This is a genomic window from Streptomyces smaragdinus, assembly GCF_009604385.1.
GTDB lineage: Bacteria > Actinomycetota > Actinomycetes > Streptomycetales > Streptomycetaceae > Streptomyces > Streptomyces smaragdinus.
Map to the genome: position 1 here is coordinate 313481 of NZ_WEGJ01000005.1, position 24167 is coordinate 337647.

At 72.5% G+C, this 24167-nt stretch carries 21 protein-coding genes; 18 read left to right on the forward strand and 3 right to left on the reverse strand.

Annotated elements, in window-relative coordinates; translation table 11 throughout:
- Positions 1-24: 24 nt before the first annotated feature.
- The 7 genes from rsmD (at position 25) to mutM (ending at position 4854) form a co-directional block, all read left to right on the forward strand.
- Positions 25-591, forward strand: a complete 567-nt coding sequence (rsmD, locus tag SRB5_RS11790; RefSeq protein ID WP_153451579.1) for a 16S rRNA (guanine(966)-N(2))-methyltransferase RsmD — start codon at positions 25-27, stop codon at positions 589-591.
- Between the two features lie 50 nt (positions 592-641).
- Positions 642-1121 (forward strand): pantetheine-phosphate adenylyltransferase, encoded by a 480-nt coding sequence (gene coaD / locus SRB5_RS11795; protein WP_323377757.1) that lies wholly within the window; start codon positions 642-644, stop codon positions 1119-1121.
- A 64-nt stretch (positions 1122-1185) separates the two neighbouring features.
- Positions 1186-2256, forward strand: a complete 1071-nt coding sequence (locus tag SRB5_RS11800; protein WP_153451583.1) for an ATP synthase F0 subunit B — start codon at positions 1186-1188, stop codon at positions 2254-2256.
- A gap of 127 nt (positions 2257-2383) precedes the next feature.
- Positions 2384-2989, forward strand: coding sequence for a YceD family protein (locus SRB5_RS11805; protein WP_194292903.1), 606 nt, complete (start codon positions 2384-2386; stop codon positions 2987-2989).
- Between the two features lie 2 nt (positions 2990-2991).
- Positions 2992-3165 carry a 50S ribosomal protein L32 gene (rpmF, locus tag SRB5_RS11810; RefSeq protein ID WP_003951102.1) on the forward strand — a complete coding sequence of 58 codons (174 nt, stop codon included), beginning with the start codon at positions 2992-2994 and terminating at the stop codon, positions 3163-3165.
- A 22-nt stretch (positions 3166-3187) separates the two neighbouring features.
- The gene (rnc, locus tag SRB5_RS11815) at positions 3188-3925 is read left to right on the forward strand and encodes a ribonuclease III (protein ID WP_153451584.1); all 738 of its coding nucleotides are present in this window, start codon (positions 3188-3190) and stop codon (positions 3923-3925) included.
- Positions 3926-3996: 71 nt separating this feature from the next.
- Positions 3997-4854, forward strand: coding sequence for a bifunctional DNA-formamidopyrimidine glycosylase/DNA-(apurinic or apyrimidinic site) lyase (gene mutM, locus SRB5_RS11820; protein ID WP_323377758.1), 858 nt, complete (start codon positions 3997-3999; stop codon positions 4852-4854).
- Positions 4855-4886: 32 nt separating this feature from the next.
- Here the strand turns inward: mutM and SRB5_RS11825 are convergent, their stop codons facing one another.
- A complete protein-coding gene (locus SRB5_RS11825; RefSeq protein WP_153451586.1) occupies positions 4887-5747 on the reverse strand; it encodes a CAP domain-containing protein in 861 nt (286 codons plus the stop codon).
- A gap of 142 nt (positions 5748-5889) precedes the next feature.
- On the opposite strand from SRB5_RS11825, the gene SRB5_RS11830 reads away from it, so the two are divergent.
- The 4 genes from SRB5_RS11830 (at position 5890) to ftsY (ending at position 11827) form a co-directional block, all read left to right on the forward strand.
- Entirely contained in the window at positions 5890-6189 is a 300-nt protein-coding gene (locus SRB5_RS11830; RefSeq protein WP_323377759.1) for an acylphosphatase, read from the forward strand.
- A gap of 326 nt (positions 6190-6515) precedes the next feature.
- Positions 6516-6722, forward strand: coding sequence for a hypothetical protein (locus SRB5_RS11835; RefSeq protein WP_153451733.1), 207 nt, complete (start codon positions 6516-6518; stop codon positions 6720-6722).
- Positions 6723-6977: 255 nt separating this feature from the next.
- The gene (smc, locus tag SRB5_RS11840) at positions 6978-10535 is read left to right on the forward strand and encodes a chromosome segregation protein SMC (protein ID WP_323377760.1); all 3558 of its coding nucleotides are present in this window, start codon (positions 6978-6980) and stop codon (positions 10533-10535) included.
- Positions 10536-10606: 71 nt separating this feature from the next.
- On the forward strand, positions 10607-11827 hold the full coding sequence (gene ftsY, locus SRB5_RS11845) for a signal recognition particle-docking protein FtsY (protein WP_153451590.1): 1221 nt from the start codon (positions 10607-10609) through the stop codon (positions 11825-11827).
- Between the two features lie 33 nt (positions 11828-11860).
- Here the strand turns inward: ftsY and SRB5_RS11850 are convergent, their stop codons facing one another.
- Positions 11861-12517: a bifunctional DNA primase/polymerase gene (locus tag SRB5_RS11850; RefSeq protein WP_153451591.1), complete on the reverse strand. Its 657-nt coding sequence runs from the start codon at positions 12515-12517 to the stop codon at positions 11861-11863.
- 391 nt (positions 12518-12908) lie between these two features.
- Here SRB5_RS11850 and nsdA point away from each other — a divergent pair, with 391 nt between their 5' ends.
- The 5 genes from nsdA to ffh all read left to right on the forward strand — a co-directional run bounded on the left by nsdA (position 12909) and on the right by ffh (position 20530).
- Positions 12909-14375: a transcriptional repressor NsdA gene (gene nsdA, locus SRB5_RS11855; RefSeq protein ID WP_323377761.1), complete on the forward strand. Its 1467-nt coding sequence runs from the start codon at positions 12909-12911 to the stop codon at positions 14373-14375.
- Positions 14376-14573: 198 nt separating this feature from the next.
- Complete coding sequence (locus SRB5_RS11860) at positions 14574-15935, forward strand: ammonium transporter (RefSeq protein ID WP_153451593.1); 1362 nt, start codon at positions 14574-14576, stop codon at positions 15933-15935.
- Positions 15932-16270, forward strand: a complete 339-nt coding sequence (locus SRB5_RS11865; RefSeq protein WP_153451594.1) for a P-II family nitrogen regulator — start codon at positions 15932-15934, stop codon at positions 16268-16270. Before SRB5_RS11860 ends, SRB5_RS11865 begins: the two co-directional genes overlap by 4 nt.
- A 38-nt stretch (positions 16271-16308) precedes the next feature.
- Positions 16309-18792, forward strand: a complete 2484-nt coding sequence (locus SRB5_RS11870) for a [protein-PII] uridylyltransferase (protein WP_323377763.1) — start codon at positions 16309-16311, stop codon at positions 18790-18792.
- Positions 18793-18982: 190 nt separating this feature from the next.
- The gene (gene ffh, locus SRB5_RS11875; protein WP_323377764.1) at positions 18983-20530 is read left to right on the forward strand and encodes a signal recognition particle protein; all 1548 of its coding nucleotides are present in this window, start codon (positions 18983-18985) and stop codon (positions 20528-20530) included.
- A 55-nt stretch (positions 20531-20585) separates the two neighbouring features.
- Here the strand turns inward: ffh and SRB5_RS11880 are convergent, their stop codons facing one another.
- On the reverse strand, positions 20586-21374 hold the full coding sequence (locus tag SRB5_RS11880; RefSeq protein WP_153451596.1) for a class I SAM-dependent methyltransferase: 789 nt from the start codon (positions 21372-21374) through the stop codon (positions 20586-20588).
- Positions 21375-21512: 138 nt separating this feature from the next.
- Between SRB5_RS11880 and proS the strand changes: the two genes are divergently transcribed.
- Both proS and SRB5_RS11890 read left to right on the forward strand, forming a co-directional pair.
- Entirely contained in the window at positions 21513-22928 is a 1416-nt protein-coding gene (gene proS, locus SRB5_RS11885) for a proline--tRNA ligase (protein ID WP_153451597.1), read from the forward strand.
- Positions 22929-23200: 272 nt separating this feature from the next.
- On the forward strand, positions 23201-23791 hold the full coding sequence (locus SRB5_RS11890) for a hypothetical protein (protein WP_323377765.1): 591 nt from the start codon (positions 23201-23203) through the stop codon (positions 23789-23791).
- Positions 23792-24167 lie beyond the last annotated feature (376 nt).

Sequence of the window (24167 nt, forward strand, 5' to 3'; positions counted from 1 at the left end):
GCACCCCTCCTCTACGCTGGCCCCATGACGCGTGTGATCGCCGGGACGGCCGGAGGACGACGGCTGGCGGTGCCGCCCGGCACCGGGACCCGGCCGACGTCCGACCGTGCGCGCGAGGGCCTCTTCTCCACCTGGGAGGCGCTGCACGGCCCGCTCGCCGGCCGCCGCGTCCTGGACCTGTACGGCGGCTCCGGCGCGGTCGGGCTGGAGGCCCTGTCCCGCGGCGCGGCGCACGCCCTGATCGTCGAGGCCGACGCCCGCGCGGTCCGTACGATCCGCGACAACGTCCGCAGCCTCGCCCTCCCCGGCGCCGAGGTCCGCGCGTCGAAGGCCGAGCAGGCGATCGCCGGCGCGCCCCCTGGCACCCCCTACGACGTGGTCTTCCTCGACCCCCCGTACGCGGTCACCGACGACGCGGTCCGGGAGATCCTCCTCACACTCCGCACTCAGGGGTGGCTCACGGCCGACGCGCTCGCCACCGTGGAACGCAGCACGCGGGGCGGCGAGTTCCGCTGGCCGGACGGTTTTGTTCCGCTGCGCTCGCGCCGGTACGGCGAGGGCACCCTCTGGTACGGTCGCGCCGCCTCATGACCAGCTCGAAGAGCGACGGAAAGACACCTCCCACCGGAAAGGCAGGACACGTGCGCCGCGCAGTCTGTCCCGGGTCCTTCGACCCCGTCACCCACGGACACCTCGACATCATCGCCCGCGCGTCGAAGCTGTACGACGAGGTGTACATCACCGTCATGATCAACAAGTCCAAGAAGGGCCTGTTCACCGTCGACGAGCGGATCGACCTGATCCGCCAGTGCACCGCTTCCTACGGCAACGTCCGGGTCGAGGCCTACCACGGCCTCCTCGTGGACTTCTGCAAGCAGCGCGACATCCCCGCGATCGTCAAGGGCCTGCGCGCGGTCTCCGACTTCGACTACGAACTGCAGATGGCCCAGATGAACCACGGCCTCTCGGGCGTGGAGACCCTCTTCATCCCCACCAACCCGCTGCACAGCTTCCTCTCCTCCAGCCTGGTCAAGGAGGTCGCGGCCTGGGGCGGCGACGTCTCCGACCACGTCCCGCCGGTGGTCCAGCGGGCGCTGGCCGACCGGCTGGCGAAGAAGTAGCGCTCCCGGGGGGCGAACGGGTCCGGCGCCCGCAAACAAATGAAAAGCCGTAGAGTTCCCCACCATGGACGTACAGAAGAGGCTCGACGAGATCGTCGCCGCCGTTGCGGGCGCCAGGTCCATGCCCATGTCCGCATCCTGCGTGGTCAACCGCACCTCCCTGCTGGAGATGCTGGAGGACGTGCGCGAGGCCCTGCCCGGCTCGCTGGCCCAGGCGCAGGAGCTGATCGGCGGCCGTGAGCAGATGGTGGAGCAGGCCCGCCAGGAGGCCGAGCGCATCATCGGCCAGGCGCACTCGCAGCGCGGCGAGCTCCTCTCCCAGACGGAGGTCGCCCACCGCGCCAAGGAGGAGGCCGAGCGGATCCTCGCCGAGGCCCGCCAGGAGGCCGATCAGATCCGCGCCGAGGCCGACGACTACGTCGACAGCAAGCTCGCCAACTTCGAAGTGGTCCTCACCAAGACCATCGGCTCCGTCGACCGGGGCCGCAGCAAGCTGCTGGGCCACGACCCCGGGTACGACCCGGCGTACCAGAGCGGCGACGGCTTCGACGAGGCCCCCGAGCGCAGCTCCGACCCGATGGAGCAGCGGCGTCGCGCCGACGACTACATCGAGGCGCAGTTCAAGGCCTTCGAGAACGTGCTGAGCAAGACCCTGGAGGCCGTCGGCCGCGGCCGGCAGACGCTCGAGGGCAAGGTCAAGCCGATCGACGAGCTGGCCGCGCACATCGCCGGCCAGGAGGACGGCCCGGGCATCCCGCACCAGATGACCGACGAGGGCTATCTCGCGGACCTGGCGGCCACCCAGCAGCCGTCCGCCGCGCCGGTGCCCGAGCCGCAGTACTTCGACGCGCAGGACTACGGGCAGCAGCAGCCCGACCCGTACGCCGCGCAGCAGCCGTACCAGCAGCCCGATCCCTACGCCGCGGCCGCGCCCCAGCCCCAGTACTCCGAGGCGCAGGCGGCCTACCAGCAGCAGCCCGACCCGTACTGGCAGCCGCAGCCCCAGCAGCAGCCGGCCCACCCGCAGGCGGGCGGCTACCAGCAGGGCGGGGCCGCCCTGGACGAGACCAGCCTGTTCGACACCAGCATGATCAATCTCGACCAGCTGAGGCAGTACGACGACCAGGGCCGCTGACCCGCGGACGGTCCCGTCCGCCGGCCCGGTCCCCGGATTGGGTCCTGGCGGGATCGTCCAGTATCCTGATTGTTCGCGTCGCCCTTCCCTGCCTTCGACCCGGTGGGGAGTACGAAAGCAGGAAGCTCTGAACGCCCGACTGGATCACCGCGCACCTCTCGTGTTCGACACGCGGGAGCTCGGTCGCCGACCCGGTGCGATGAAGAAGCTGACCCGCTCCGTGGCGGCCCCCGCCGATCTCGGCATCGAGGTCATCGGGGTGCCCGGGGGCGCGGCCGTCGAGCTCGACCTGAGGCTCGAGTCGGTCATGGAAGGGGTGCTCGTCACAGGCACCGCCCATGCGCCGGTGACGGGCGAATGCGTAAGGTGTCTGGAGCCGATCGAGCAGGAGCTCGATGTGGACTTCCAGGAGTTGTACTCCTACCCGGAGGCCGATCACCGGGGCCGTGTCTTCGACACGGAGCCCGGCGACGAGGAGTCCGAGCAGGAGACGTACTACCTCGAGGACGACCTGTTCGACCTCGAGCCCGTGCTGCGTGACGCGGTGGTGCTTGCACTGCCGCTGCAGCCGGTGTGCCGGGACGACTGCCCGGGCCTGTGCTCCGAATGCGGAGCCCGGCTCGCGGACGACCCGGACCACCACCATGAGGTCACCGACATCCGTTGGGCGGCCCTGAAGGACATCGACGTCAGCGGTGCCGCAGGCGGTGCCGACGAGAACCAGGAGAAGTAGCCGTGGCTGTTCCCAAGCGGAAGATGTCGCGCAGCAACACGCGCCACCGCCGTTCGCAGTGGAAGGCTGCGGTTCCGACTCTTGTGGCGTGCGAGCGCTGCCACGAGCCGAAGCAGCAGCACATCGCGTGCCCGAGCTGCGGCACCTACAACAAGCGTCAGGTCCTCGAGGTCTGACGGCGAGAGGGAAAAGGCTGCCATGTCGTCCGACAACAAAGCCTCGTCCCACACGCTTCTGGAAGGGCGGCTCGGCTACCAGCTCGAGTCCGCCCTTCTGGTGCGTGCGCTGACCCACCGCTCGTACGCCTACGAGAACGGCGGGCTGCCGACCAACGAGCGGCTGGAGTTCCTCGGGGACTCCGTGCTCGGCCTGGTCGTCACGGACACGCTCTACAACACTCATCCCGAGCTGCCGGAGGGCCAGCTGGCCAAGCTCCGCGCGGCCGTCGTCAACTCCCGTGCGCTGGCCGGCGTCGGCCGCGGTCTGGACCTCGGCTCCTTCATCCGCCTGGGCAAGGGCGAGGAGGGCACCGGGGGCCGCGACAAGGCGTCGATCCTCGCGGACACGCTGGAGGCGGTCATCGGGGCGGTGTATCTGGACCAGGGTCTGGATGCCGCCTCCGAGCTGATCCACCGGCTCTTCGACCCGCTCATCGAGAAGTCGTCGAACCTGGGCGCGGGGCTGGACTGGAAGACCTCGCTGCAGGAGCTCACGGCGGCCGAGGGCCTCGGCGTACCGGAGTATCTGGTCAGCGAGACCGGACCCGACCACGAGAAGACCTTCACGGCTGCAGCTCGCGTCGGTGGTGTCGCGTACGGCACTGGCACTGGCCGCAGCAAGAAGGAAGCGGAGCAGCAGGCCGCGGAGACCGCCTGGCGGGAGATCCGCGCCGCGGCGGACGCCCGCGAGGCGGCTGCCGCCGAGGCCTCCGCGTAGGTCCTCCGGGGGCCGCCCCTTGCGGGGGTGGCCCCCGTTTTCTCACGTGAACCGACCCCGAAGGATCAGCCGTGCCCGAACTGCCGGAGGTCGAGGTCGTCCGCCGGGGCCTCGCCCAGTGGGCGGCGCACCGTACGGTCGCCGGGGCCGAGGTGCTGCACCCCCGTGCGGTACGGCGCCATCTCGCCGGCGGGGACGACTTCGCCGGCGCGCTGAAGGGCCGTACCCTCGGCGAACCGATGCGGCGGGGCAAGTATCTGTGGATCCCCCTGGCCGGTGAGGGCCGCGACCTCCTGGCGCATCTGGGCATGAGCGGCCAGCTGCTGGTCCGGCCCGAGAGCGCGCCGGACGAGAAGCATCTGCGCATCCGGGTCCGCTTCGACGACGACCGGGGCACCGAGCTGCGCTTCGTCGACCAGCGGACGTTCGGCGGCCTGTCGCTGCACCCGGAGACCCCCGAGGGACTGCCCGACGTCATCGCGCACATCGCCCGCGACCCGCTGGACCCGCGGTTCGACGACGCGGCGTTCACCGCTGCGCTGCGCCGCAAGCGCACCACGATCAAACGGGCGCTCCTGGACCAGTCGCTGATCAGCGGCGTCGGCAACATCTACGCCGACGAGGCGCTGTGGCGCTCGCGCGTGCACTACGAGCGCGAGACGTCCGGCTTCACCCGCCCCGCCACGGCCACGCTCCTCGGCCACGTCCGCGACGTCATGAACGCCGCCCTGGCCCAGGGCGGCACGAGCTTCGACGCGCTGTACGTCAACGTGAACGGCGAGTCGGGATACTTTGACCGCTCGCTGGACGCGTACGGCCGCGAGGGCGAGGCATGCCACCGCTGCGGCACGCCGATCCGCCGCCGCCCGTGGATGAACCGCTCCAGCTACTACTGCCCGAACTGCCAGCGCCCGCCGCGGGCCCGCTGAGCCCGCGGCTTCCCCGCCTCCGGCGGTCGTCCTCAGTAGCCGAAGCTCTGCGTCCACCAGGGGCCGCCCGACGCGAAGTACGCGCCGACGCCCAGGGTCTTGAAGTCGCAGTTCAGTATGTTCGCCCGGTGTCCCTCGGACGCCATCCACGCGTCCATCACGGACTGGGCGTTCGCCTGCCCGCGGGCTATGTTCTCGCCGCCCACGTTCGACACGCCCGCCGCCTCCGCGCGCTCCCACGGGTCGTCGCCGTCGGGGTCGGTGTGGTCGAAGAACCCGCGCGCCGCCATGTCCGCGCTGTAGGCGCCCGCCAGCGCGGCCAGCTCCGCGTCGGCGGTGACCGGCTGACAGCCCGCCTTCGCCCGCTCCTGGTTCACCAGCCGCAGGACCTCGGCCTCCGCGGCCGTGGCGGTGTCCACGGGCTTGGCGGTGGGCTTCTCGGCCGGCTTGCTCGCCTCGGGAGCGGGGGCCTCGGTGCTGGGCGCCGGCGCCGCGGTGGTGGGCGCGGGGGCCTTGGTCGAGGGCTTGGGGGCCGGGGCCTTGGCCGACGGCTTCTTCGACGGGGTGGCCTTCTCGGTGGGGGAGGCCGAGGGCGACTCGCTGGGCCCGGACGTCGGCTTCTGGCCCCCGGACTGGGGCTCCAGCGACGCCGCTCCGTCGGCCCGTGCGCTGGGCCCGCCGGAGTCCGGACCCTGCCCGCCGGCCAGCCCGCTGCCGACGGCGCCGCCGCCGATCGCGAGCGCGCCGACGGCCACCGCCGCGGAGGCACCGAGCATCCCCACCCGGGCGGGGTTGTGCCGGCGGTGCTGACCCCGGCCCGTGGAACCGGCCTCCTGATGGGCCGGCACGGAGATCGTTCCGGTAGCGTCTGCGGAGCGTCGATGGCGACCCATACGACTCATCCCTCACGCGGCTAGACGTCAATTGCGTTAATGACCATCACCCACACGGGTGATTAATCATTGACCCGGGACTCTAACGCATGCCCCCGGCCGCCGACCCGGCCCGAAGAATTGTCCGCATGAACGTGGAGAGGTGGACGAACCCGTGATTGATCATGCCCCGGTACGGCTCACCGCCTGGATTCGCGGCCGTGTGCAGGGAGTTGGCTTCCGCTGGTTCACCCGCGCCACGGCCCTGGAGATCGGCGGCCTGACCGGCTTTGCGACGAATCTCACTGACGGCCGGGTACAGGTGGTGGCCGAGGGGCCCAGGGAGTCCTGTGAGGCGCTGCTCGTGTGGTTGACAGGAACCGACACGCCCGGCCGGGTCGACGGGGTCACCGAGATATGGGACAGCCCGCGCGGCGGTTATCCGACTTTCGAGATCCGGTGACGCTCCGCCGCTGCCGTCCGCCACGACTGCTGTGACCTGCTGGTTGCCAAGTCGGCCCGGTCGTGGAAAGCTGCGATCCACTGATCGGTCCACACGCCCCCTGGCGCGCGTACGAGGTGACGCGCCCATGGATACGGGGCGTGATCGTGTTGACCGTCAAACTATTTGGTGAGACGCTGGAAGCCCCGCGCACCCTAGCTGTCTGCGCCGGCCTTTCGGCTCAGGTCTCACCTGATCACACGAGCGGCGGAGCAGAGAACCGCGGGTGCCAATCCCTCACGACCCACACCGCTCGGTCGGTCACTCAGTGTGGAGGACCATCAATCATGGCAAAGGCGCTTCTCGGTTACGTCGGCGGCACCGACCCGCGACTGATCGCCGAGATGCGACGGCTGCAGCAGCGTGTCCAGGACCTGGAGTCCGAGCTCGTCCGCATCCAGGCCGAGAACGACATGCTCGCCGCCGCCGCCCATCACGGCGACATGGTGCTCGACAACGTCGACGTACCCCAGGCGGAGCCTGCGCTCACCTGACCGGGGCCGACATCCGTCGGTGCCGGGCAGCGTGTTCACGTTAGCCGCTTCGGGAATGCTTCAAGGGACGCTTCGGCGTCCCTTCGTCGTTTCGCAAAGCTTTTGATTCGAGGCCGCACAAAGGTTTCCCGTGCCCAAGCACGGTGACCCTTACATCTGATGTGCCCTGCACGTTACCCGGTGAAACGGACGGGAGCGATAGAGTCTCCGGCGGGTAAGCAGTCGTATCGATTCATCGCCGGAGGAGAGCTCAGCGTGCATCTGAAGAGCCTCACCCTCCGGGGCTTCAAGTCGTTCGCGTCCGCCACGACCCTGCGCTTCGAGCCGGGGATCACCTGCGTCGTCGGGCCCAACGGCTCCGGGAAGTCCAATGTCGTCGACGCCCTGTCCTGGGTGATGGGCGAGCAGGGCGCCAAGTCGCTGCGCGGCGGCAAGATGGAGGACGTGATCTTCGCCGGCACCACCGGCCGCCCCCCGCTGGGCCGGGCCGAGGTGTCGCTGACGATCGACAACGCGGACGGCGCGCTGCCCATCGACTACGCCGAGGTGACCATCACCCGGATCATGTTCAGGAACGGCGGCAGCGAATACCAGATCAACGGCGACACCTGCCGGCTGCTGGACATCCAGGACCTGCTCTCCGACTCCGGCATCGGCCGCGAGATGCACGTGATCGTCGGCCAGGGCCAGCTCGACTCCGTACTGCACGCCGACCCGATGGGCCGCCGGGCGTTCATCGAGGAGGCCGCGGGGGTCCTCAAGCACCGCAAGCGCAAGGAGAAGGCGCTGCGGAAGCTGGACGCCATGCAGGCCAACCTCGCCCGCGTCCAGGATCTCTCCGACGAGCTGCGCCGCCAGCTCAAGCCCCTGGGCCGGCAGGCCGCCGTGGCCCGTAAGGCCGCCGTCATCCAGGCCGACCTGCGCGACGCCCGGCTGCGGCTGCTCGCCGACGACCTGGTCGCCCTGCGCCGGGCGCTCGCCGCGGAGATCGCCGACGAGGCCGCCCTCAAGCAGCGCAAGGAGAGCGCCGAGGCCGAGCTGAACGCCGCCCGTGAACGCGAGGCCGTGCTGGAGGCCGAGGTCCGCGCCCTCACCCCGCGCCTGCGCCGGGCCCAGGCCACCTGGCACGAGCTCGGCCAGCTCGCCGAACGCGTCCGCGGCACCGTCAGCCTCGCCGAGGCCCGTGTCCGCAGCGCCACCGCCGCCCCCGCCGAGGAGCGGCGCGGCCGTGACCCGGAGGACATGGAGCGCGAGGCACAGCGGGTCCGGGAGCAGGAGGCCGAGCTGGAGGCGGCGCTGGAGGCAGCCCAGCACGCGCTGGAGGACACCGTCGCGCACCGGTCCGACCTCGAGCGGCAGCTGTACGACGAGGAGCGCCGCCTCAAGGACGCCGCCCGCGCCATCGCCGACCGCCGCGAACGCCTCGCCCGCCTCAGCGGCCAGGTCACCGCCGCCCGGGGCCGGGCCGCCTCCGCCCAGGCCGAGATCGACCGCCTCGCCTCCGTCCGCGACGAGGCCCGCGACCGCGCCGTCACCGCCCAGGAGGCGTACGAGCGGCTCAAGGCCGAGGTCGACGGGATCGACGCCGGGGACGTTGAGCTGGCGCGGGAGCACGAGACGGCCAAGGCGGCCCTGCGGGAGGCCGAGGCAGCGCTGACCGCCGCCCGCGACGCCGTCACCGACGCCGACCGCCGCCGCGCCGCCACCCGCGCCCGCCACGACGCCCTGGCCCTGGGCCTGCGCCGCAAGGACGGCACCGGCACCCTGCTGGACGCCGGGGACCGCCTCACGGGACTGCTGGGCCCCGCCGCCGAACTCCTCACCGTCGCCCCCGGGTACGAGGTCCCCGTGGCCGCCGCGCTGGGCGCCGCCGCCGACGCCGTGGCCGTCGCGGGACCGGGCGCCGCCGCCGAGGCGCTGCGCCTGCTGCGCAAGCACGACGCCGGGCGCGCCGCGCTGCTCCTCGCCGGGGCGCCGCTGCCCTCCGAGTCGTACGGGGAACCGCCCGCCGGCGCCCGCTGGGCCGCCGCCCTGGTCGGCGGTCCCGACGAGCTGCTGCCCGCCGTCCGCCGGCTGCTGCGGGGCATCGCCGTCGTCGGCACCCTCGAGGACGCCGAGGACCTGATCGCCGCCCGCCCCGAGCTGACCGCGGTCACCGCCGAGGGCGACCTCCTCGGCGCGCACTACGCCACCGGCGGCTCCGCCGGAGCGCCCAGCCTGCTGGAGGTCCAGGCCTCCGTCGACGAGGCCGCCGCCGAGATCGCGGAGCTCGACCTGCGCTGCCGTGAGCTGGAGGACACCCGGCGCACCGCCGAGGAGGTCCGCCGCTCCTGCACCGCCGGTGTCGAGGAGCTGGGCGCCCGCCGCAGCGCCGCCGACCGGGAGAAGACCGAGGTCGCCGGCGAGCTCGGCCGGCTCGGCGGCCAGGCCCGCGCCGCCGCCGGCGAGGCCGAGCGTATGACGGCCGCCGTCGCCAAGGCCCAGGAGGCCCTCGTACGGGCCACCGAGGAGGCGGCGGAGCTGGCCGGGCGGCTGGAGGTCCTGGAGGAGACCGACGTCGAGGAGGAGCCCGACTCCACCCTGCGCGACCGGCTCTCCGCCGACGGCGCCAACGCCCGCCAGACGGAGATGGAGGCGCGCCTGCAGGTCCGTACGCACGAGGAGCGCGTCAAGGGACTCGCCGGCCGCGCCGACGGACTGGACCGGGCCGCCAGGGCCGAGCGCGAGGCCCGCGCCCGCGCCGACCGGCTCAAGGCCCGCCGGCGGCACGAGGCGGAGGTGGCCCGGGCGGTTGCCGACGGCGCCCGGCAGCTCCTCGCGCACGTCGAGGTCTCCCTGGCCCGCGCCGAGGAGGAGCGCGCCGGCGCCGAGCAGGCCCGCGCCGTGCACGAGCAGGAGCTGGGCCGTCAGCGCGGCGCCGCCCGCGAGATCAGCCAGGAGCTCGACAAGCTCACGGACTCGGTGCACCGCGGCGAGGTCCTGGGCGCCGAGAAGCGCATGCGGATCGAACAGCTCGAGGCCAAGGCGATGGAGGAGCTGGGCGTCGAGCCAGTCGCGCTGGTCGCCGAGTACGGCCCCGACCAGCTCGTACCGCCGTCACCGCCCGCCGAGGGCGAGACGCTGCCGGAGGACCCGAAGCATCCGCGCAACACGCCGCGGCCGTTCGTGCGTACCGAGCAGGAGAAGCGGCTGCGGTCCGCGGAGCGCGCGTACCAGCAGCTCGGCAAGGTCAACCCGCTCGCGCTGGAGGAGTTCGCGGCGCTGGAGGAGCGGCACAAGTTCCTCTCCGAGCAGCTCGAGGACCTGAAGAAGACCCGCGCCGATCTGCTGCAGGTCGTCAAGGAGGTCGACGAGCGCGTCGAGCAGGTCTTCACGGAGGCGTTCCACGACACGGCGCGCGAGTTCGAGGGCGTGTTCTCCCGGCTCTTCCCCGGCGGTGAGGGGCGGCTGATCCTCACCGACCCCGACGACATGCTGCACACCGGCGTCGAGGTCGAGGCGCGGCCGCCGGGCAAGAAGGTCAAGCGGCTGTCGCTGCTCTCCGGCGGCGAGCGGTCGCTGACGGCCGTCGCGATGCTGGTGTCGATCTTCAAGGCGCGGCCGTCGCCGTTCTACGTGATGGACGAGGTCGAGGCCGCCCTCGACGACACCAACCTGCAACGGCTGATCCGGATCATGCGGGAGCTGCAGGAGTCCTCGCAGCTGATCGTGATCACGCACCAGAAGCGGACCATGGAGGTCGCCGACGCGCTGTACGGCGTGTCGATGCAGGGTGACGGTGTGTCAAAGGTGATCAGCCAGCGGTTGCGATAGCACACCGTTTCCCTTTCGGCGCGGTGCCGGACCCGCCCCCCGGCGGGGTATGAGGCGATACTGGTGCCGTTATGGAAATCGTCATCCTCATCATCGCCATCGCCGTGATCGCGGTGGGCGCCGCGAGCGGGCTCGTGATCAGCGGGCGTCGCAAGAAAGCGCTCCCGCCACCGCGTGAAACCCCCACTGTCACCGCGCCGCCCGCCGAGCCCTCGGTGGGCGAGGAGTCGGTGCCCGCCGCCGAAGAAGACGTCCGGCGCACCATCGAGGAGGTGGAACTCCCCGGGGGCGAGGCCCCCGTCGTGGAGGAGACCGGGGTCCCGGTGCCCCCGTCCCCGGTCGTCGAGGTGCCCGCGCCGACCGCCGGCCGGCTCGTCCGGCTGCGCACCCGGCTCGCCCGCTCGCAGAACGTGCTGGGCAAGGGCCTCCTCGGCCTGCTCTCCCGGGACCATCTCGACGAGGACACCTGGGACGAGGTCGAGGGCACGCTGCTCACCGCCGACCTCGGTGTCGCCCCCACGCAGGAGCTCGTCGCCCGGCTGCGCGAGCGCGTCAAGGTGCTCGGCACTCGCACCCCCGACGAGCTGCGCACCCTGCTGCGCGAGGAGCTGCTGGCCCTCGTCGACCCCGGCATGGACCGCGAGGTGCACACCGAGCCCGGTGTCTCCGCGGACGGCGCCGAGGTCCCCGGCGTCGTGCTGGTCGTCGGGGTGAACGGCACCGGCAAGACCACCACCACCGGCAAGCTGGCCCGGGTGCTCGTCGCCGACGGCCGGTCCGTCGTGCTGGGCGCCGCGGACACCTTCCGCGCCGCCGCCGCCGACCAGCTGCAGACCTGGGGCGAGCGCGTCGGCGCCCGCACCGTACGCGGTCCCGAGGGCGGTGACCCGGCCTCCGTGGCGTTCGACGCCGTGAAGGAGGGCATCGAGGAGGGCGCAGACGTGGTGCTCGTCGACACCGCCGGGCGGCTGCACACCAAGACCGGGCTGATGGACGAGCTGGGCAAGGTCAAGCGGGTCGTGGAGAAGCACGGCCCGGTGGACGAGGTGCTGCTGGTCCTGGACGCCACGACCGGGCAGAACGGCCTGGTGCAGGCGCGGGTCTTCGCCGAGGTCGTGGACATCACCGGCCTGGTGCTCACCAAGCTCGACGGGACGGCCAAGGGCGGCATCGTCGTGGCGGTGCAGCGGGAGCTGGGCGTACCGGTGAAGCTGGTCGGACTGGGCGAGGGCCCGGACGACCTCGCGCCGTTCGAGCCGGAGGCGTTCGTCGACGCGCTGATCGGCGACTGAGGGCCACGCGCGTCCGTGCCACCGGGACGGGGGTCAGACCCCCGACCGGTGGCACGCGTACGCCAGGGTCCCCAGCAGCAGCCGCGCCTGCGGCAGACCGGCCGCGGACCCCGGCGCCGGCGGGCGCAGCCACCGTACGGGCCCCATCCCCCGGTGGTCCGACGGCGGCGCCGTGAAGTGGTCCCCGGGGCCCAGGCAGCGCAGGTCGAGGTCGGCGTAGTCCCACCCGGTGCGGTACAGCAGCTGGGGCAGGTCCGCCGCGGCGCCGGGCGCGACGAGGAAACGCGCCCGCCCGTCCGGGGTGACCGCCACGGGGCCCAGCGGCAGGCCCATCCGCTCGAGCCGCACCAGCGCGCGCCGGCCGGCGACGGCGCCGACCTCGATGACGTCGAAGGAACGGCCCACGGGCAGCAGCACCGCGGCGCCGGGGGTGCGCGCCCAGGCGGCGCCCGCTGCGTCCAGCGTGGTGCCCGCGGGGACCACCGCGGCGTACTCCAGCGGATGGTCGCCGGGGGAGGGGCAGGCGGGGCTGCCGCAGGAGCACTCGCCGCGCGTCAGCCGGGCGCCGGCGACGACGTCCCAGCCCCACAGCCCCGTGTACTCGGCGACCGCGGTGCACTCCGTCCCGCGGCCGCGCCTGGTCCCGCGCGCCGGGCGGAAGTCGCGGATGCCGCCGATCGTGAAGCCCATGCCCCCTCCAACGGGTCTCCGGGCCGGTGGTTACCGCGGTCCCGCGAGCCACCGGCGAATTCTTACGTACAGCATCTTCGCGGTAACACAGCGTTGCCGGAGGATGGCTTCGGCGGCGTGCTGTGGCGAAGGGGGGTGGCGTGGGGAACGGCGTGCGCCGCTTTCCGACCCGTTGCACCCGACCCGCGAACTGCCCTTGTCAAGTCAACCGTGCGAAGCCGGGGGGATGTTCACCCGTGGGGGTGGCGAATGGTGGCGTTTCAGGGATCGCGCTCGCGTGGGAGGTGATCGTAGGATTACTTTCAGTGCACAGGCCCCACCGGTATGCGTCATCGGACTATGCCGGGGGCAAGGAAAACGCCAGGGGCCGCAGCAGGATGGGGGCCACGACGTGGACGGCACGAGCAGCAGCCGGGCCGGCGGCGACAAGCACCCGAACGAACAGCTGACTTCGTGGTTCATGCGCAGCGGCTGGTCCAAGGGTGAGCTCGCACGCCAGGTCAACCGTCGTGCCCGCGTGCTGGGCGCGCACCACATCAGCACGGACACCTCCCGGGTGCGCCGCTGGCTCGACGGGGAGAACCCGCGCGAGCCCATCCCGCGGATCCTCTCCGAGCTCTTCTCCGAGCGCTTCGGCACCCCGGTCGGCGTCGAGGACCTGGGGCTGCGCACGGCCCGGCCCACGCCCTCCGGCGGCGGCGTCGACCTGCCCTGGGCCGCGGACCAGACCGTCCAGCTGATGAGCGAGTTCTCCCGCAGCGACCTGATGCTCGCGCGCCGCGGCTTCCTCGGCAGCTCCCTGGCCCTGTCCGCCGGCCCCGCCCTGATCGAGCCCATGCAGCGCTGGCTGGTCCCCGGCCCGGCCGGCGCGGGCGTGCTCCCCGACGAGGAGCCGCCGGCCGCCGGCCGGCCGCACCGGATCTCGGGCCCCGAGCTCGACCTCCTGGAGTCCACCACGGCGATGTTCCGCCAGTGGGACAACCAGTGCGGCGGCGGCCTGCGCCGCAAGGCCGTCGTCGGCCAGCTGCACGAGGTGACGGACCTCCTCCAGGAGACCCAGACGTCCGCCGTCGCCCGCCGCCTCTTCCGCTCCGCCGCCGAGCTCGCCCAGCTCGCCGGCTGGATGAGCTACGACGTGGGCCTGCAGCCCACCGCGCAGAAGTACTTCGTCCTCGCCCTGCACGCCGCCAAGGAGTCCGGCGACAAGCCCCTGGGCGCGTACGTCCTGTCCGCCATGGCCCGCCAGATGATCCATCTGGGCCGCGCGGACGACGCCCTGGAGCTCATCCACCTCGCGCAGTACGGCAGCCGGGACAACGCGACCCCCCGCACCCAGTCCATGCTGTATGCGATGGAGGCCCGCGCGTACGCCAATCTGGGCCAGCCCGACCGCTGCCACCGCGCCGTGCGGATGGCGGAGGACTGCTACTCCGACATCGCCCGCGGCGACGACGAGCCCGGCTGGATCCAGTTCTTCGGCGAGGGCGAGCTGAGCGCCGAGAACGCCCACTCCTACCGCGACCTCGCCTACGTCGCCGGCCGCTCGCCCACCTACGCCGCGCTCGCCCGCCCGCCCATGGAGCGGGCCGTGGAGCTCTTCGCCGCCCAGCCGGACTACACCCGGTCGTACGCGCTGAACCTCGTCGGCATGGCCACCGTGCATCTGCTGGAGCGCGAGCCCGAGCAGTGCGCCGAGCGCACCGGCGAGGCCATCGCCGTCGCCCGCAGCATGCGCTCCGAGCGCGTCAACACCCGCATCCGCACCACCGTGGACCTCGCCCTGCGCTCCTACGGCAGCGTGGCCGACGTCGTACGCCTCGCCGACCGGCTCCAGCAGGAGCTCCCCGAAACCGCCTAGCCCCCCGCGGACGCCGCCCGCCCCGCGACGGCAGTTCACCGCCCCGTAACACCCTCCCCGTCTTCGTCACGGCCGCGAAACATCGCGCGGTAACGGCTGAAACCCCCCTGCGACACCGTCTGGTCGCATCAACGGCTCACCCGCGAAGACCGCACCGGCGCTCACCCGCACGGGCCGCACGACGACGAGGAGACGCAGATGCCAACAGGCATCACGCTGGCACAGGACGCTCCCACGCTGTCCGCAGCCAACACCGGATTCATGCTCATCTGTTCCGCCCTGGTAATGATCATGACGCCGGGCCTGGCCTTCTTCTACGGAGGCATGGTCCGCGTCAAGTCGGTCCTCAACATGCTGATGATGAGCTTCATCAGCCTCGGCATCGTCACCGTCCTGTGGGTGCTCTACGGCTTCTCCATGGCCTTCGGCACCGACAAGGGCGGCGTCGTCGGCTGGGACGGCGACTTCCTCGGCCTCAGCGGGCTGGGCATCGTCCAGCTCTGGGACGGCTACACCATCCCGGTGTACGTCTTCGCCGTCTTCCAGCTGATGTTCGCGATCATCACCCCCGCGCTGATCTCCGGCGCCCTGGCCGACCGCGTCAAGTTCACCGCCTGGACGCTGTTCATCGCCCTGTGGGTGACCGTGGTCTACTTCCCCGTCGCCCACTGGGTCTGGGGCGCCGGCGGCTGGGCCTTCGAGCTCGGCGTGATCGACTTCGCGGGCGGCACCGCGGTGCACATCAACGCCGGCGCGGCGGCCCTCGGCGTGATCCTCGTGATCGGCAAGCGGGTCGGCTTCAAGAAGGACCCGATGCGGCCGCACAGCCTGCCGCTGGTCATGCTGGGCGCCGCCCTGCTGTGGTTCGGCTGGTTCGGCTTCAACGCCGGCTCGTGGCTCGGCAACGACGACGGCGTCGGCGCGGTGATGTTCCTCAACACCCAGGTCGCCACCGCCGCCGCCATGCTCGCCTGGCTCGCCTACGAGAAGATCCGCCACGGCGCCTTCACCACCCTCGGCGCCGCCTCCGGCGCGGTCGCCGGCCTCGTCGCCATCACCCCCTCCGGCGGATCCTGCTCCCCGCTCGGCGCCCTCGCCATCGGAGCCGTCGCCGGTGTCCTGTGCGCGCTGGCCGTGGGCCTGAAGTACCGGTTCGGCTACGACGACTCCCTCGACGTCGTGGGCGTCCACCTGGTCGGCGGCGTCGTCGGCTCGCTGCTCGTCGGCCTCTTCGCCACCGGCGGCGTACAGTCCGACGCGAAGGGCCTGTTCTACGGCGGCGGACTCGACCAGCTCGGCAAGCAGGCCGCCGGCGTCGGCGCCACCCTCGCGTACTCCCTGGTGGCCTCCGCCGTCCTGGCCCTGATCATCGACAAGACGATCGGGATGCGGGTCGACGAGGACGTCGAGGTCGCCGGCATCGACCAGGCCGAACACGCGGAGACCGGCTACGACTACAGCGGCGTCGGCAGCTCCGCGGGCCACTCCGCCGCTCTCCCGGCCCCCGCCCCCGCGGCCCCGGCCGCCCAGGACGCAGCGACGAAGAAGGTTGACGCATGAAGCTCATCACCGCAGTCATCAAGCCCCACCGCCTCGACGAGGTGAAGGAGGCCCTCCAGGCCTTCGGCGTCCAGGGCCTGACGGTGACCGAGGCCAGCGGCTACGGCCGCCAGCGCGGCCACACCGAGGTCTACCGCGGTGCGGAATACACGGTTGACCTTGTGCCCAAGGTCCGGATCGAGGTCCTCGTCGAGGATGATGACGCCGAGCAGCTCATCGACGTCGTCGTCAAGGCGGCCCGGACCGGCAAGATCGGCGACGGCAAGGTGTGGGCCGTACCGGTCGAGACGACGGTACGGGTCCGCACCGGCGAACGCGGACCGGACGCCCTCTGACGGGCGACCGTCCCCTCGACGGCGAAGGAGTACGGCGGGTGACCGAAGGCCTGGAAGCATCCACGACCGGATCCGGCACGGCGCCCGGCAGCTACGCGGCGGCCCGGCTGAGCCTCCTCTCCCCGGAGGCGCAGCCCGGGCCGCCGCGCCGCAGCGGCCTCGCCCAGGTCACCGACCGGTGGCTGGCGGGACTGCTGCACACGGCGGCCGGCGAACCCGACACCCCCGCCGTCCGGGGGCTCTCCCTCGTCGCCGTCGGCGGCTACGGACGCGGCGAGCTGTCCCCCCGCAGCGACCTCGACCTCCTCCTGCTCCACGACGGCTCCCGCGACGCCCGCCGGCTCGCCGGGATCGCCGACGGCCTCTGGTACCCCGTCTGGGACCAGGGCCTGGCCCTCGACCACTCCGTACGCACCGCCCGCGAGGCCCTCACCACCGCCGCCGAGGACCTCAAGGTCCAGCTCGGCCTCCTCGACGCCCGCCACCTCGCCGGCGACCCCGCGCTCACCGCCTCCCTGCGCAGCGCCGTCCTCGCCGGCTGGCGCAACCAGGCCCCCCGACGCCTCCCCGAACTGCGCGACATGTGCGCCGCCCGCGCCGAACGCCACGGCGAACTGCAGTTCCTGCTCGAACCCGACCTCAAGGAGGCCCGCGGCGGACTGCGCGACATCACCGCACTGCGCGCCGTCGCCGCCTCCTGGCTCGCCGACGCCCCCCGCGAGGGCCTGGAACGCGCCCGCGTCTGCCTCCAGGACGTACGCGACGCCCTCCACCTCGCCACCGGCCGTGCCACCGACCGGCTCACCCTCCAGGAACACGACCAGGTCGCCGCCGGCCTCGGCCTCCTCGACGCCGACACCCTGCTCCGCGAGGTGTACGAGGCCGCCCGCACCGTCTCCTACGCCTGTGACGTCACCTGGCGCGAGGTCGACCGCGTGCTCCGCGCCCGCGCCGCGCGCCCCCGCCTGCGCACACTCCTGGGGCGCACGGCCGTCGAACGCGCGCCGCTCGCCGAGGGCGTCGTCGAACAGGACGGGGAGGCCGTACTCGCCCTCGGCGCCCGCCCCGACCGCGACCCGGTACTCCTGCTCCGCGCCGCGGCGGCCGCCGCCCAGGCGGGCATCCCGCTCTCCCGGCACGCCGTGCGCCGGCTGGCCGCCACCGTGAAGCCCCTCCCCGTACCGTGGCCGGCGCCCGCCCGGGAGGAACTCGTGACCCTCCTCGGCGCCGGCCCGCCCGCCGTCGACGTCTGGGAGGCGCTGGAGGCGGAGGGCCTCGTCACCCGGCTGCTGCCCGACTGGGAACGGGTGCGCTGCCGCCCCCAGCGCAACGCCGTACACCGCTGGACGGTCGACCGGCACCTCGTCGAGACGGCCGTCCAGGCATCCGCCATGACCCGCCGCGTCGGCCGCCCCGACCTGCTGCTCGTCGCCGCCCTGCTGCACGACATCGGCAAGGGCTGGCCCGGCGATCACTCCGTCGCCGGCGAGACCATCGCCCGCGACATGGCCCGCCGGATGGGCTTCCCCCCGGCCGACACGCAGACGCTCGCCCTGCTCGTACGCCACCACCTCCTCCTCGTCGAGACGGCCACCCGCCGCGACCTCGACGACCCGGCGACCGTCCGCGTGATCACCGACGCCGTACGCGACACCGGGACGCTGGAGCTGCTGCACGCCCTCACCGAGGCCGACGCCCTGGCCACCGGCCCCGCCGCCTGGTCGGCGTGGCGCGGGTCCCTGGTCGCCGACCTGGCCAAACGCGCGGCCGCGGTCCTCGCCGGCACCGCCGCTCCCGCGACGGCCGCCCCCGCCGCACCCACCGCCGACGAGGAACGCACGGCGGTCGAGGCCTGGCGCACCAAGGCCCCGGCCCTGAGCCTGCGAGCCCGGGCGGAGGAGGCGATGGGGGACCCCGGGGAGGACGGCGGCGGCCCGGTCGGCGTGGAGCTGCGCATCGCGCTCCCCGACCGCGCCGGCGTGCTGCCGGCCGTCGCCGGGGTGCTGGCCCTGCACCGCCTCACGGTCCGCGCGGCGGAGCTGCGGCCCCTCGAGCTGCCCGAGGAGATCACCGGCGCCGGAGCCAGGGTGCTGCTCCTGAACTGGCGCGTCGCGGCGGAGTACGGCTCCCTCCCGGAGGCCGGCCGGCTGCGCGCCGACCTCATCCGGGCCCTGGACGGCTCCCTCGACATCCCGGCCCGCCTCGCCGAACGCGAACAGGCCTACCGCCCCGGCCGCCGCCGCGGCACCACAGCCCCGCCCCCACGGGTGACGGTGGCCCGCGTCGGCTCCTCGGTCGCCACGGTCCTGGAGGTCCGCGCCCAGGACGCCCCCGGCCTGCTCCACCGCATCGGCCGGGCACTGGAGACGGCGGGGGTGCACGTCCGCTCGGCGCACGTGTCGACGCTGGGGGCGAACGCGGTGGACGCTTTCTACGTCACGGGCCCGGACGGCGCCCCCCTGGGCGACCTGGAGGCGACGGAGGCGGCACGGACGGTCCAGGAGGCCCTGACGCCCCGCTAAGCGGTCCCCACCCGCCCGGGGGACGAGCCCTTCTCAGGATATCGACCCGCCCCGACAACTCCCCAGGTTATCCACAGCTCTGCCCTCCCGCAGGCTTCTGTCCACAGGCCGGGCCCGTCCCGCCGCCGCGGGCGGATACCCTGGAGGGCAATCCATCGTGAGCCCCCCGAGCTGAGGATCGACGACCGCCGTGTTCGACACTCTTTCCGACCGCCTCGAAGCAGCCTTCAAGTCCCTCCGGGGCAAAGGCCGCCTGTCCGAGGCGGACATCGACGCCACGGCCCGTGAGATCCGCGTGGCCCTGCTCGAGGCCGACGTCGCCCTGCCCGTCGTCCAGGCCTTCATCAAGCAGGTCAAGGCGCGGGCCACCGGCGTGGAGGTCTCCAAGGCCCTCAACCCCGCCCAGCAGGTCATCAAGATCGTCAACGAGGAGCTCATCGGCATCCTCGGCGGCGAGACCCGCCGGCTGCGCTTCGCCAAGACCCCGCCGACCGTCATCATGCTCGCCGGCCTCCAGGGCGCCGGTAAGACGACCCTCGCCGGAAAGCTCGGCAGGTGGCTCAAGGGCCAGGGCCACGCCCCGCTGCTCGTCGCCTGCGACCTCCAGCGCCCCAACGCCGTCAACCAGCTGAGCGTCGTCGCCGAGCGCGCCGGCGTCGCGGTCTTCGCGCCCGAGCCGGGCAACGGCGTCGGCGACCCGGTCAAGGTCGCCGAGGACTCCATCGTCTACGCCCGCGAGAAGCAGTACGACGTGGTCGTCGTCGACACCGCCGGCCGCCTCGGCGTCGACACCGAGATGATGCGGCAGGCCGCCGACATCCGCGACGCGGTCCGCCCGGACGAGATCCTCTTCGTCGTCGACGCCATGATCGGCCAGGACGCGGTGAACACCGCGGAGGCCTTCCGCGACGGCGTCGGCTTCGACGGCGTGGTGCTCTCCAAGCTCGACGGCGACGCCCGCGGCGGCGCGGCGCTGTCCATCGCGCACGTCACCGGCCGGCAGATCATGTTCGCGTCGAACGGCGAGAAGCTGGACGACTTCGACGCCTTCCACCCCGACCGGATGGCGTCCCGCATCCTCGGCATGGGCGACGTCCTGTCGCTCATCGAGAAGGCGGAGCAGACCTTCAGCCAGGCCGAGGCCCAGAAGATGGCCGAGAAGCTGGCGAAGGGCCCCAAGGAGTTCACCCTCGACGACTTCCTGGCGCAGATGGAGCAGGTCCGCAAGATGGGCTCCATCTCCAAGCTCCTCGGCATGATGCCGGGGATGGGCCAGATCCGCGATCAGATCAACAACCTCGACGAGCGGGACGTGGACCGCACCGCCGCGATCATCAAGTCGATGACGCCCGGCGAGCGCCACGACCCGCTGATCATCAACGGCTCCCGCCGCGCCCGTATCGCCCGCGGCTCCGGCGTCGAGGTCTCCGCGGTGAAGAACCTGGTGGAGCGGTTTTTCGAGGCCCGCAAGATGATGTCCCGCATGGCCCAGGGCAAGGGCATGCCGGGCATGCCCGGGATCCCCGGCATGGGCGGCGGCGCCGCCACCAAGCGCAAGGGCAAGCCGGCGAAGAAGGCCAAGGGCAAGCAGCGCTCGGGCAATCCGATGAAGCGCCAGGCGGACGAGCGGGCCGCCCAGGCCAAGCGCGAGGAGACCGCGGGCAACGCCTTCGGCCTCCCGGCCGGCCAGGACGCGTCGGACTTCGAGCTGCCGGACGAGTTCAAGAAATTCATGTGAGCAGCGGCTGTCCGGCGGGACCCCCGTACCGCGGGGGTCCCGTCCGGCACGGAGCTCAGCCGCGCGGATCCTGGACGTACGCGATCAGATACCGGAGTACGTTCGGCATCCACACCGTGCCGTCGGTCCGCCGGTACGGATGGAGTGCCTCCGTCAGCTCCTTCGTCACCCGTGCCTCGTCCAGGGCCCGCAGCGCCCCGTCGAAGTACCCCGTCGACAGCAGGCCCCGTACCGCGCTGTCCGGGTCGGCGTAACCGAAGGGGCACGCCACCCGGCCCGCCCCCGCCGGTCGCAGCCCCGCCGCCCGCGCCACGTCCTCCAGGTCGTCGCCGCCCGGCGGAAGCCACGCCGGCCCCGGATCGCCCAGCCGCAGCACCGGCGCCGTCGCGCAGCGCTCCGCGAGGACCACGGGGCTGCCCCGTTCGGCGACCGCCGCCGCCCCGGCGAGGGCGCGGGCCCGGGGCCGTTCGAAGGACGTGATCAGGGTGAAGGGCCGCGCCGGGACGCCGGGGAGTTCGCCGCCGGGGAGGGAGTGCTCGTACCGCAGCCCCGCCGTCAGCCGCGCGCGGGCCAGCGCCAGCCGCGGCGGATCGCCGTCGAGCCCGGTGACCGCCGCCCCGCGCCGCGCGGCGAGCAGCAGCGCCAGCCCGGAGCCGCAGTCCAGGCCCAGCAGCCGGGTGCCGGCGTCGACCTCGAGCCGCTCGTACACCGCCTCGTACAGGGGTACGAGCATCCGCTCCTGGATCTCCGCCCAGTCCCGCGCCCGGCTACCGGGCACGTCCGGGCGGGGCGTCCGGGGAAGCGGCCGGTGGGGAGCCCCGGTCCGTACGAGCGCGGCTGTCATCGTGTCAACGCCCCCATCCACCGGATCACCCGTGTCCGACTCCCCGTATCTCCCCCTGTACGTCAGACAACTGCGCATCCGTCCGGGCGTCCAGGGGCGATTCGGCAAAGTCCGGGCCCGGGCCGTACCATCTGCGCCATGGCAAAGGCACCCGTTCTCACTCCCCAGGCGGAAGACTTCCCGCGCTGGTACCAGGATCTGATCAACAAGGCCGAGCTGGCCGACAACGGCCCGGTGCGCGGCACCATGGTGATCCGACCGTACGGGTACGGGCTGTGGGAGCGGATGCAGCAGGACATGGACCTGCGGATCAAGGAGTCGGGGGCGCAGAACGCGTACTTCCCGCTCTTCATCCCGCAGTCCTATCTGACGCGCGAGGCCGAGCACGTCGAGGGCTTCGCCCCCGAGCTCGCGGTCGTCACCCACGGCGGCGGCAAGCAGCTCGAGGAGCCGGTCGTCGTCCGGCCCACGTCCGAGACGATCATCAACGAGTACTTCTCGAAGTGGGTGCAGAGCTACCGCGACCTGCCGCTGCTGATCAACCAGTGGGCGAACGTGGTCCGCTGGGAGATGCGCCCCCGGCTGTTCCTGCGCACGTCGGAGTTCCTCTGGCAGGAGGGCCACACGGCGCACGCGACGTACGAGGACGCGCGCGACTACGCGGCGCACATCCACCGCAACGTCTACGAGGCGTTCATGCGCGACGTCCTCGCGATCGACGTGGTGCCCGGCCGCAAGACCGCCAAGGAGCGCTTCGCCGGCGCCATCAACACCCTCACGCTCGAGGCGATGATGGGTGACGGCAAGGCCCTGCAGATGGGCACCAGCCACGAGCTGGGGCAGAACTTCGCCAAGGCCTTCGACACCACGTACCTGTCGAAGGAGGGCAAGCAGGAGCTGGTCTGGCAGACCTCCTGGGGCTCCACGACCCGCATGATCGGCGCGCTGGTCATGTCGCACGGCGACGACAACGGCCTGCGGGTGCCGCCGCGGCTGGCGCACATCCAGGTCGTGGTCATGGCCATCAAGGGCGACGACACGGTCGTCGCCAAGGTCCGCGAGATCGGCGACCGGCTGACGGCGGCGGGCATCCGGGTGAAGGTCGACGACCGCACCGACACCCCCTTCGGCCGGCGCGCGGTGGACTGGGAGCTCAAGGGCATCCCGGTGCGCGTCGAGATCGGCCCGCGCGACCTGGAGAACGGCACCGCGATGGTCGCCCGGCGGATCGCCGGCGGCAAGGAGCCGGTCGCGCTGGACGCGCTGGAGGCGCTGCTGCCGAAGCTGCTGGAGGAGGACCAGGAGCTGCTGCTGACCCAGTCCCGGGAGCGCCGCGAGTCGCGTACGAGCGAGGTGGCGACCCTGGAGGAGGCGGCCGAGGTCGCCGTGGGCGGCGGCTGGGCCCGTATCCCGTGGGCCGACCTCGGCCCCGAGGGCGAGGAGAAGCTGGGCGAGCAGTCCGTTTCCGTACGGTGCCTGGTGGCCGAGGACGGGTCCGTGCCCGTCGCCGACGACGCCCCGGGTACGGTGGCGATCGTGGCCCGTTCCTACTGAGGACGGCGTTCCGGTTCCCCGGGGAACCGTATCGGTGTACAACCCGTCGTATACATGAGCTGTCCCCGGCGCGCCCGTCGAGCGCGCGCCGGGGGGTACACGCCGGGTTTGTGTCAGCTTGTAGTGAGCCATGCCCGTACGAGCTGCAATCCCCGTAGTTCTGCGTACCTGCCCTCGTCACGACGTATGAGTAGTGAACTGACTGGTAGGGGCAAATCATTTCGGATGCCGGGAATCGGAACACCGGCGGGCACTCGCTCGTTATTCACGACGTGAGCACGACACCACCTGTACTGGCAGCGGAGCTGGCACTCGCGTGGGCCGAAATCCAGCGGCACCACCCCGAGCTGCCTGATCTTGCCGCGCCTGAAGCGCTAATCGGGGAGTCCTCGTCCGCCTGTGGCGGGGAACTCTCCTTCGAACGGCTCCTGCATGAAGCTGTCCACGGCGTGGCAGCGGCCCGCGGCATCCGCGACACCTCGCGGGCGGGCCGCTACCACAACCGCCGATTCCTGGCCATCGCCGAAGAACTCGGGCTCGAACATGCGGATGAGCCGCATGCGAGCAGCGGGTTCTCGCTGGTGACCCTCACCCCCGAGACAAAGAAGCGGTACCGGCCGGCGATGGAACGCCTGTCGCGTGCCCTGAAGGCGCACACGGTGGCCACGACGGCCGAGACCACCCGTGCCTTCCGGGGACCAGCCGCCAGACACGGCTCATCCGGCGGAGGCGTCCGGGTGAAGGCGGTCTGCGACTGCGGGCGCAACGTACGCGTTGTCCCGTCCGTCCTCGCGCAAGCCCCGATCGTCTGCGGCGGCTGCGGAAAGCCCTTCCGCATCCCGGAGACGGCGGCCGCGGCCTAACCCGGAGCTCCAGCAGGGACTGCAGCTGCTCGAGCCCCGACGGCCATACATGGCCGGGTGCCCATGGGGTCACCCGGCCATGTAGGCGTGCCCAAAACCCGGACACTGCCGGGCGGCCGACGGCGCGAAGAACGCCGTTTCCGTCCCTGTCCGGCGGCCGACAGCGCGAAGAGCGCCATTTCCAGCCCGTCCGGCGTTTGAGGACAAGGCGCGAAGCGCCGGCGAAGGGGGCCCGGGGGCGAGGCCCCCGCAGCACGACCGGCGCCGGACACCGTGACCCGCCCCCGCGAGGCTGTGGCACAATGGGACGCTGTACTCGACAGTCGCACAGGACCCCTCTCTCCTCCGGCTGACGCGTCCATCGGGCACCTCGGAT

Excerpts from the sequence above, each read along its gene's own strand:
- SRB5_RS11825 (WP_153451586.1), bottom strand. The coding sequence starts at position 5,747 with ATGGGTCGCCATCGACGCTCCGCAGACGCTACCGGAACGATCTCCGTG.
- SRB5_RS11865 (WP_153451594.1), top strand. The coding sequence starts at position 15,932 with ATGAAGCTCATCACCGCAGTCATCAAGCCCCACCGCCTCGACGAGGTG.
- SRB5_RS11850 (WP_153451591.1), bottom strand. The coding sequence starts at position 12,517 with ATGGGCTTCACGATCGGCGGCATCCGCGACTTCCGCCCGGCGCGCGGG.
- ftsY (WP_153451590.1), top strand. The coding sequence starts at position 10,607 with ATGGAAATCGTCATCCTCATCATCGCCATCGCCGTGATCGCGGTGGGC.
- SRB5_RS11835 (WP_153451733.1), top strand. The coding sequence starts at position 6,516 with ATGGCAAAGGCGCTTCTCGGTTACGTCGGCGGCACCGACCCGCGACTG.
- rnc (WP_153451584.1), top strand. The coding sequence starts at position 3,188 with ATGTCGTCCGACAACAAAGCCTCGTCCCACACGCTTCTGGAAGGGCGG.
- SRB5_RS11800 (WP_153451583.1), top strand. The coding sequence starts at position 1,186 with ATGGACGTACAGAAGAGGCTCGACGAGATCGTCGCCGCCGTTGCGGGC.
- proS (WP_153451597.1), top strand. The coding sequence starts at position 21,513 with ATGGCAAAGGCACCCGTTCTCACTCCCCAGGCGGAAGACTTCCCGCGC.
- SRB5_RS11880 (WP_153451596.1), bottom strand. The coding sequence starts at position 21,374 with ATGACAGCCGCGCTCGTACGGACCGGGGCTCCCCACCGGCCGCTTCCC.
- SRB5_RS11860 (WP_153451593.1), top strand. The coding sequence starts at position 14,574 with ATGCCAACAGGCATCACGCTGGCACAGGACGCTCCCACGCTGTCCGCA.
- rsmD (WP_153451579.1), top strand. The coding sequence starts at position 25 with ATGACGCGTGTGATCGCCGGGACGGCCGGAGGACGACGGCTGGCGGTG.